This is a genomic window from Methanobrevibacter sp. (genome assembly GCF_045586545.1).
Classification (GTDB): domain Archaea; phylum Methanobacteriota; class Methanobacteria; order Methanobacteriales; family Methanobacteriaceae; genus Methanocatella.
This window is the reverse complement of the sequence record NZ_JAZNAN010000030.1, coordinates 1-8877: the sequence shown is the minus strand read 5'-3', so window position 1 is coordinate 8877 and position 8877 is coordinate 1. Positions and strand designations below refer to the sequence as shown.

The window sequence follows — 8877 nt, the reverse complement described above, 5'->3', positions numbered from 1 at the left end:
AAAAAATACATAATCTTTTATATTTCATATTAATAAATATATTAAATAAATAAAAATTTTATGAATATTATGAATAAAAAGATTATTACTGTAATAATTATTTTAATTTCACTATCCTGTTTGTCATGTGTTTGGGCAAATGACTTGAATGATTCCACTTTGAATCAGGAGGATATTCAAGTGCTGGAGCTTGAAGATGATGCAACAGAGGTTTTGTCTTCTCAGGATAGTGAAGAAAGTAACTTAACAAGTGCAGGATCTTCAAATGATGAAAATCCATCTACATATCTAGTTCTTGACAATGATGCAGATAAGGAGAATATATACATTGGGGATTGGGTAACCTGGAATATTGAAGTATACAATTCAGGACCAAATGATGCTAAAAATGTTAAAGTGTTTGATCAGTTGCCGGAAGGTTTAAAATACATTAAGCATACCGCTTCACAGGGAACTTTCAATCCAGACACAGGAATTTGGGATATAGGAGATTTACCAAAATATGCTACCGCATTTTTGGATATTGTTACTGAAGCCATCACTCCTGGTGAAAAAATTAGCAAAGCAAATTTAACTTCCGATACTGTCAATTTAAATAATGATACTTATGAGGAAGAGGAAATTGATGTCTTTTTACCTAAGCAGCATGATAGTGTCAAATCTCAACTCAATCATTCCAAAATCAGAGCAACTGGTAATCCGCTTATTTTAATTTTAATATCCCTGGTATGTTGCTTCGCCTTCAGATTTAAGGTCAGATAATATGGCTGAACATAAAACAAAACTGATTGAAGAGCTTGACTTATTTATCAATGCTCGAAACCCTCAAGGCGAATTGGGCGATAAATTGTTGGATTGGATGACCATAAACCATGAAAATCTTGCACAATGGGGAGTCAGCCATCTAGATATCTCTAAAGATGATATCATTTTAGATATCGGCTGTGGTGGCGGAGTTAATGTTGAAAGATTTCTCAAGATGAGTGAAAATAAGGTATTTGGACTGGATTATTCTGAACTTGCAGTTAAAAGGTCCATTCAATTAAACCAAACAGCCGTTGATGAGGGCAGATGTGAAATCATTCACTCTTCTGTTTCTGAAATGCCTTTTGAAGATGAATCTTTTGATATTGTAACTGCTTTTGAAAGCGTTTATTTCTGGCCGGATATTTCAAATGACCTAAAGGAAGTCAGAAGAGTTTTGAAAGAAGACGGCATAATATTTATTTGCAATGAGGCGGTTCCCAAAAAAGATGATGAGCGCCAAGCTGAACTTGTCGAATTACTGGACATGAATATATATTCGGATGATGAATTGGATGAATATTTGCGTCAAGCTGGATTTTCCGATGTATTGTGCTTTTTAAAGGAAGGTCCAGACAGCGTAACCAATGAAATTATTACATGGATTTGTGTAATAGCAAGAAAATGATTTTTTTAATTAGTTACTTTTATATATGATTAATAAGATAATATACCTAACGAACGGTAGGTAGGAAAATGAATACTAAAGAAAAAATTTTTGATGTATCACTAGATCTATTTTCTAAAAAAGGATATGATTCCGTTTCACTAAGGGAAATTGCAGATAATGTAGGAATCAAAAAAAGCTCAATATATAGTCATTATCCATCAAAAGAAGCAATATTGATGGATATATTTGAATACTTCACAGACCTTTTCGAATATGATGAATTGCTGAACAGTAAAGAATTTATACTGACTGCAGATAATGAAATACTTCTTGAAAATCCTGAAGAATTTTATCATATGGGCTCTGAAGCCATTAAATCAATGTTTTCAGATGAAAAAAATCTGAAAATATGGAAATTGATATTTATCCAAATGAATTATAATGAGAAAATAAGAGTGTTTTTCCAGAATGAAATACTCATAAAGCCATTAGAGTTCTGGATTGGATTTTTCACAATCCTGAAAGAAAAGGGAATTATAAAAAAGGATTCAAATCCAAAACTATTGGCAAAGGAATATTATAGCTATCCAATCTATCTTCTTTTGGAGATATGTGCAAAATATGATGATATTCCTCGAGATTGTCTTGATTCATTCTTTAAAGAAGCGGAAGAACATGCGAAATTCCTGCTTGATTGTGTGAAGGTGAAATGAATGGACTTTAGACTTCAGGAATATCTGGAAGAAGGAGTAGAATACATACTGAAAGATTCTATTCGCGCATGCCTTAAAAATCCAAAGGAAAGCAAATATTTACTTAAGTTTTCAAGATATGCAAGAAATGCTACAAAAACAAGGCAAAAATTTAGTGAAAAAGGTAAGAATATACCAGTCTTTTTGATAGCAAGCATTACAAGTAGCTGCAATTTGCATTGTACCGGCTGCTATTCACGTGCCAATGATGCATGTAATGATGATGATCCTTTAAACCAGCTCTCAGCTGATGATTGGCAGGATATATTTAAACAGGCAAGAGATCTTGGAATAAGTTTCATTGTTCTTGCAGGCGGAGAACCAATGCTTAGAGAAGATGTAATTTTAAAAGCAAGCGAATATCCTGAAATATTATTCCCGATATTTACCAATGGGACCATGTTAAACGAGGACTATTTAAAATTGTTTGATGATAATAGAAATTTAGTCCCAATTCTATCAATAGAAGGAAATGAAGAGGTAACTGATTCAAGAAGAGGAAAAGGAGTATATGCTAAATTGATAGAATCAATGAAAGTAATGAAGAAAAACAATATAATATTTGGTGCTTCATTAACATTTACAAAAGGAAACTTAACACACTTGCTTTCAAAAGAATATATTAATCAGTTGCATGATTTGGGATGTAAGGTATTGTTTTTCATAGAATATGTTCCAATGAGCGAAAATACAATGGAACTTGCACCTAGTGACCGTGAAAGGGAATTGTTACAAAATGAACTTGATTGCTTGCGCAGGGAATATGAGGATATGTTATTCATGTCATTTCCGGGCGATGAAAAGGAATCCGGAGGTTGTCTGGCAGCCGGAAGGGGATTTTTCCATATAAACTCCCATGGAGGCGCTGAACCGTGTCCCGCTTCACCATATTCAGACATTAACGTTAAGGATACCTCACTTCTTGAAGCCTTGGATTCAAAATTATTCAAATCTCTTAGGGATGGAGGAATTTTAATGGATGAGCATGAGGGTGGTTGCGTTTTGTTTGAACATAAGGATGAAGTTGAAAGAATATTGAATGAATAGACTTTAGCTTATATACACTAATTAAAAAAATTATATTCAAATCAATTGAATATATTAAAAAATTAAATGCCGATGGGATAATTCAATAGGAATATGCAATTCAATATAATTTAAACAAGCATAAAATTAAAAATAATTAATAGTTTTAATGAGAAAAATCTACCATTTTCTCACTAAACTTAAAAGTTTGATTTCATTGTTGCAATCTGCTCGTCACGGCCTTTCAATTTAAGAGTGAAAAGGAATGCAATAAATCCTACAACGGCCGCTAAAATTAAGCTTATTCTATAACCGAATATTCCTGAAAATGAAGCAATTACACCACCGATAAGAGCTCCACCAATTAGCTGACCGGTACTTGATAGCATATTAACGATAGCCTGACCTGCTCCCCTTTCAGTAGGTTTTGCTTCAGTCAAAACAATATACCTTAAAGGTGCACCTATAATAGTTACCATACCAATACCTATTAGACAGCCGGCTATAATGAATAACAGGAAATTATCAGGATATATGGCAATAGCAATTAGGCCAAATGTCATAATCAATGTTCCAATAGCCATAAGCTTACGTGAACCTGTTGAATCCAAGATCTTTCCAAGAATTGGAGCTGCTACTGCATTTGCCCCTAAAATTGGAATTATCATTAGGCTGGCCAATTGGTCATTCAATCCCAAGGAAAGAATTACCAATGAAGGAACAAATATTACAGAGGAATAGATTATTCCATAACATAAGGTTTCAATACAAGCAATTGTAATCTCTTTGTTTTTAAGCATGTGTATTGGTACAATAGATTCCTGAGCTCTTTTTTCAATTTTAAAGAATATTGGGATTAAAATTATGAATATTATCAAGAATGGAGCAACATTTATGGATAATAAGCTGTTAATGAAATTATTAGAATCAATCTGATTTAATCCATAGGCTAAAAATATGGAAAGCAAGCTTAATATAATGATTCCCAGATAATCAATCTTAAGTTTTCTTTTGTTCTCCAAATCCGGAAGGATATAGAAAGCAAATATTATTAAAAAAATGCTTATTGGGATATTTATTGTAAAGCACAGATTCCAGCCATACGGAATTAAAGCAGCTCCAACCAATGGTCCTCCAATAGCTGAAATTCCAAATACGCTTCCAAGAATCCCTAATGCTTTTCCTCTCTCTTCCAATGGAAATGCATCACCAACAAATGCGCCGGCTACAGGGAATATGCCTCCACAGCCGAAACCCTGAATGATTCTTCCCAAAAATATTATTTCAATGTTTATGGCAGATGCAATTAGGCAGGATCCGATTCCAAACAAAAGCACATCCAAAATAAAAATCTTTTTTCTGCCGTAAAAGTCTGAAAACTTAGCCATAATCGGTGAACCAATCATGAAAGTGATTACAAAAAGAGTAAAAATCCAGCTTGATTCCCTACTTGTCAGATTGAAGCTCTGTTCAATTGAAGGCAGAACCGGACCTATGATTCCCGTATCAAGAGAGCCCATAAAGACTCCAATTAAAAATAATATAAGTATGAGGTTTCTGGTTTTTGTATCTAAAGTTTTAGTTGTCATAGCGTTTCTTAAAAATATTATTTTAAAATTAAAAATTAGGGAGTTTGAAACTCCTCAAAGATATTGCTCTTATAACGAGCAAATTACTCTGCTTTAAAGGTATCTGCTAGGGATTTGAGAGAATCTAAATCTTTACCTTCAAGCTGATAGATATGTTCTCCATCATGTTGAGCAAGCATATATGGATGATATTCAACATCGTCCCCGGTGTCTACATTTTTCATGTCAAATACAGTCCAATTACCATATTCATCAGTGAATTTAGCTCCAAGGCTTCCTGCATTTATCTTGAATTCATCCATTGATGAAACAATATTTCCAGATAACTTTTCAACAATATATGAGTCACCATCTGCTAATGTAACAACAAATGTATCAAGTGTTAAACCATCTTCATCTGTAGTTTCGTTTACAACAACTGCATCTTCAGGAATGTCTAGTGAAAATCCTCCAAAATCATATGTTTGGTTTTGAACTTCATCACCGCCGAAAATGTCAAAAATACCCGCGCTAGCAGTGCCCATAACTAAAAATGCTAGGAATACTAGAGCAAATATAATACCTATCTTTTTATTCATTTTTAATCACCTTTTAATTTTTTTATGTAAAAAAGATTATTTTTACAAATTCCCTATAATAATAGTATTTTACAGATGTTATTTAAATATGATGTTGGAAACATTTGATGATAAATCATATATCTACCAAATTATGACAAAAGAAAGATTTTTTTAATCATAATGTCTAATATAAAATTAGTAAAATAATATCTTTTGGTTACATTATGAACATTTTAATATCTAATGATGATGGAGTTTTTGCTCCAGGAATATTGGCTGCAAAACAGGCTGTTGAGGATTTAGCTAATGTCACTGTTGTTGCGCCTGATATAAATAACAGTAGTGTAGGACGTCGCATAACTCTATTTAAGCATTTAAAGCTCCAATCTTGTGAACTTGAAGATGGAAGCCCTGCTTATTCAGTTTCTGGAACTCCTGCAGATGCAGTGATTGTCGGTGTTGATTATGTGATGGATGAAAAACCCGATTTGGTTATTAGTGGTATAAACCAAGGCGTTAACATAAGTTGTGATATTACATCTTCAGGTACTGTATGCGCTGCCTTTGAAGCAGTTAGCTTAGGTATCCCAGCAATTGCCGTTTCATTGTTCATTGACCCGAAAACAGCATATAAACAGGATGAAAACGGTGAATGGTATGTGGATTATGACTTTGAATTAACAAAAAAGGTTTTACGTGAACTTGTTTTAAAGATAATTGATGAAGGATTCCCCGATGGCGTTGACTTGTTTAATTTGAATGTTCCATCAAATTATGACTCAGAAGATGTTAAAATCACCAAACTATCAAATAAAATGCTTGATAAACATGTCATTGACAATACAAATGAGGAAAAAGCCGAACTATTTAACTATCCTTTAGATGAAAATCAGAAAAGTGATGATTTAATCATGATTACCTCTAATCTGTTTCAGGAATATGAGGAAGGAAGTGACGGATATGCATTGTTCGTTGAAAAATGTCCTAGCTTAACTCCTCTAAAGGTCAACATGACTTATGAAGATTTGAAAGACTGGAAATGACTGATTGTTTTGGCAATAACAAAAACTATAGTTTGATTTAATTCTTAATAGCATTAAAGAAAGGAGATAAAAGATATGGCAGACGAAAAATCCATAAATGAAAATGATGCAAATCGTATGAGTAAAACTGAGTATTATCTTGCAATTGCTCTTGTAGTATCAAAAAGAAGCACTTGCTTAAAAAGACGCTATGGAGCGGTAATAGTCAATAATGATGAGATAATCAGTACAGGTTATAATGGAAATCCAAGAGGTGAGGAAAACTGTTGTGATAGAGGAAACTGTAAAAGAATGGACCTCCCATCAAATTCAGGTGACTATAATGACTGTTTTTCAGTCCATGCTGAACAAAATGCCATGATTAGTGCAAGCAGAAATGAAATGCTTGGATCAACCATTTATCTGGCTGGAGAAAAATATGCTGATGGCGATTGGGTAGAAATCGAAGATGCAGAACCTTGTCCGATATGCTTTAGAATGATTAAAAACTCAGGAGTTGATGAGATAATCAGTAAGAAAGGGATTTTGAAACTGCGCAATCCATGAACTGAATATTTTCTCAGTATTATTTTCACGTTAACTTTAAAAAAGTTTTTAAAAAGGTTGTAAAGATCTGTAAATTTAATAATCTTTTCTTATCCTTTCCACACAAGTGTCAAGTTCAAATAATATCCTTTATTACTTCACCGGCAATTATCAATCCTGCAACCGATGGTACAAAAGATATGCTGCCTTTAACTTTAAATTTCCGGCCCTGATTTATGGTGCAGTCATTGGTGTTAATTGGATGTTCCTTTGAATAGACTACCTTCAGTTTTTCTATATTTCTTTTTCTAAGGTCTTTTTTCATTATTCTGGCAAGGGGACATACAGATGTTTCATAAATGTCAGCAACTTCAAACATTGTCGGGTCCAATTTGTTTCCTGTCCCCATTGAAGAAATGACCGGAACGCCAAGAGCATCGCATTTGCAGATAATTGCAATCTTGGCCATTATGGTATCCACACAGTCTACAGCATATGAAAGGTCTTCTGTAATGATGTCCAATTCCGAATCGGCCATATAAAACTCTTTATACACTTCTACATTTGCATTTGGATTGATTTGCTGAATTCTTTCCTTCATTAAGTCAACCTTATATCTGCCGATTGTATTTACTGTTGCAATCAGCTGCCTGTTTATGTTGCTTTCATCTATCTTGTCATAATCAACCAAGATGAAATTGCCCAATCCGCTTCTGGCAAGTCCTTCGCAGACATAAGAGCCGACACCGCCAAGGCCAAAAACGGCAACCTTGGCATTGCTCAATTTTTCCATTCCATCATTTCCAACCAACATTTCTGTTCTTGAAAACTTCTCGTCCATATCCATACACCAAAAAATATAATTTAATTCAGTTTATTATATAATAATTGATGTCAAAAGAATAAAAACTTAATGCAAGTGAGGATTTTAATGATAATTGATACACATTGCCACATCTACAATAGCGAAATGGAAAATGCAGAGGAAATAATAAATGAAGCTGCAGAAAACGATATACATATGATATTGAACGGCACTGACCCTTTAAGCAATAGGGAAGTATTGGAATTGTCTGCTAAATATGAAAATGTCCATGCGGCCTTGGGATATTATCCATCTTTTGCAGATGAGATAACAGATGAAGACATTTCCTTATTGGATAAGCAACTTATCAGTGATAATGTAATCGCAGTAGGTGAGATTGGTTTAGACTATTACTATTCAAAGGATAATAAGGACAAGCAGAAGGAACTTTTTGAAAAAATGTTGAATCTGGCTGAAAAACATTCTTTGCCTGTAATTGTACATTCAAGAAAGGCCATGCAGGATACCTTTGACATGTTAAAAAAACATGATTTGACAGGATCCATGCATTGCTATCAGGGTTCAGGAGAAATGGCACTGGAATTCATTAAATTGGGTTTCTATATTGGAATAGGAGGTCCGATTACTCACAAAAATAACAAGAAAGCAAAAAAGATGCTTAAAAAGATTGATATCAATCATATGCTTGTAGAAACAGATTCTCCCTATCTGACTCCGGAAGAAAAAAGGGGAGAGAAGAATACATCATTGAATCTAATATATGTTATACGAAAAATTGCGCAGGAACTGGATATGCAAGATGATGAAATCACTGAAATAGCCACAAATAATGCAAAGAGATTGTTTAAAATATAATATTTCAGAGAAAACATTCATTTTACAATAATAAATTCAAATCCTGCTTTAGGACCAATCTACAAAACTTTTTTTAATTTTCTTTGTCCAGTATTGTTTACATAACACCAATACAATTAAAAATCATTTAAAAAATTTTAAATATTTTAAATTATTAAATATTAAACAAGTAAATTATATTTAGTTTTTCAAAAAATATAATTTATAATTGTCAGGTGATTTAAATGGATATCAAAAAAGTTGTAGTAGCTGGTGGAGGAGTTTTAGGTAGTCAGATTGCTTATCAA

At 33.2% G+C, this 8877-nt stretch carries 10 protein-coding genes; 7 read left to right on the top strand and 3 right to left on the bottom strand.

The genetic code is table 11. The features are described 5' to 3' along the window. The first annotated feature begins 69 nt into the window (after positions 1-69). From ACKI3D_RS02775 to ACKI3D_RS02760, 4 genes are all read left to right on the top strand, one after another. Complete coding sequence (locus tag ACKI3D_RS02775) at positions 70-762, top strand: DUF11 domain-containing protein (protein ID WP_407392137.1); 693 nt, start codon at positions 70-72, stop codon at positions 760-762. A gap of 1 nt (position 763) precedes the next feature. Then, entirely contained in the window at positions 764-1432 is a 669-nt protein-coding gene (locus ACKI3D_RS02770) for a class I SAM-dependent methyltransferase (protein WP_407392135.1), read from the top strand. 68 nt (positions 1433-1500) lie between these two features. Further along, positions 1501-2127, top strand: coding sequence for a TetR/AcrR family transcriptional regulator (locus ACKI3D_RS02765; RefSeq protein ID WP_407392133.1), 627 nt, complete (start codon positions 1501-1503; stop codon positions 2125-2127). Next, positions 2128-3213, top strand: coding sequence for a radical SAM/SPASM domain-containing protein (locus ACKI3D_RS02760; RefSeq protein WP_407392131.1), 1086 nt, complete (start codon positions 2128-2130; stop codon positions 3211-3213). Between the two features lie 179 nt (positions 3214-3392). Here the strand turns inward: ACKI3D_RS02760 and ACKI3D_RS02755 are convergent, their stop codons facing one another. Both ACKI3D_RS02755 and ACKI3D_RS02750 read right to left on the bottom strand, forming a co-directional pair. Further along, positions 3393-4781 (bottom strand): MFS transporter, encoded by a 1389-nt coding sequence (locus ACKI3D_RS02755; protein WP_407392129.1) that lies wholly within the window; start codon positions 4779-4781, stop codon positions 3393-3395. An 83-nt stretch (positions 4782-4864) separates the two neighbouring features. After that, entirely contained in the window at positions 4865-5359 is a 495-nt protein-coding gene (locus tag ACKI3D_RS02750) for a hypothetical protein (RefSeq protein ID WP_407392127.1), read from the bottom strand. A gap of 206 nt (positions 5360-5565) precedes the next feature. Between ACKI3D_RS02750 and surE the strand changes: the two genes are divergently transcribed. Beyond that, positions 5566-6384, top strand: coding sequence for a 5'/3'-nucleotidase SurE (surE, locus tag ACKI3D_RS02745; RefSeq protein ID WP_407392125.1), 819 nt, complete (start codon positions 5566-5568; stop codon positions 6382-6384). 75 nt (positions 6385-6459) lie between these two features. Next, complete coding sequence (locus tag ACKI3D_RS02740; protein WP_407392123.1) at positions 6460-6930, top strand: dCMP deaminase family protein; 471 nt, start codon at positions 6460-6462, stop codon at positions 6928-6930. A gap of 115 nt (positions 6931-7045) precedes the next feature. Here ACKI3D_RS02740 and ACKI3D_RS02735 read toward each other — a convergent pair whose 3' ends face one another. Further along, positions 7046-7750, bottom strand: coding sequence for a ThiF family adenylyltransferase (locus ACKI3D_RS02735; RefSeq protein WP_407392122.1), 705 nt, complete (start codon positions 7748-7750; stop codon positions 7046-7048). Between the two features lie 90 nt (positions 7751-7840). On the opposite strand from ACKI3D_RS02735, the gene ACKI3D_RS02730 reads away from it, so the two are divergent. Next, positions 7841-8590 (top strand): TatD family hydrolase, encoded by a 750-nt coding sequence (locus tag ACKI3D_RS02730; RefSeq protein WP_407392120.1) that lies wholly within the window; start codon positions 7841-7843, stop codon positions 8588-8590. Positions 8591-8877 lie beyond the last annotated feature (287 nt).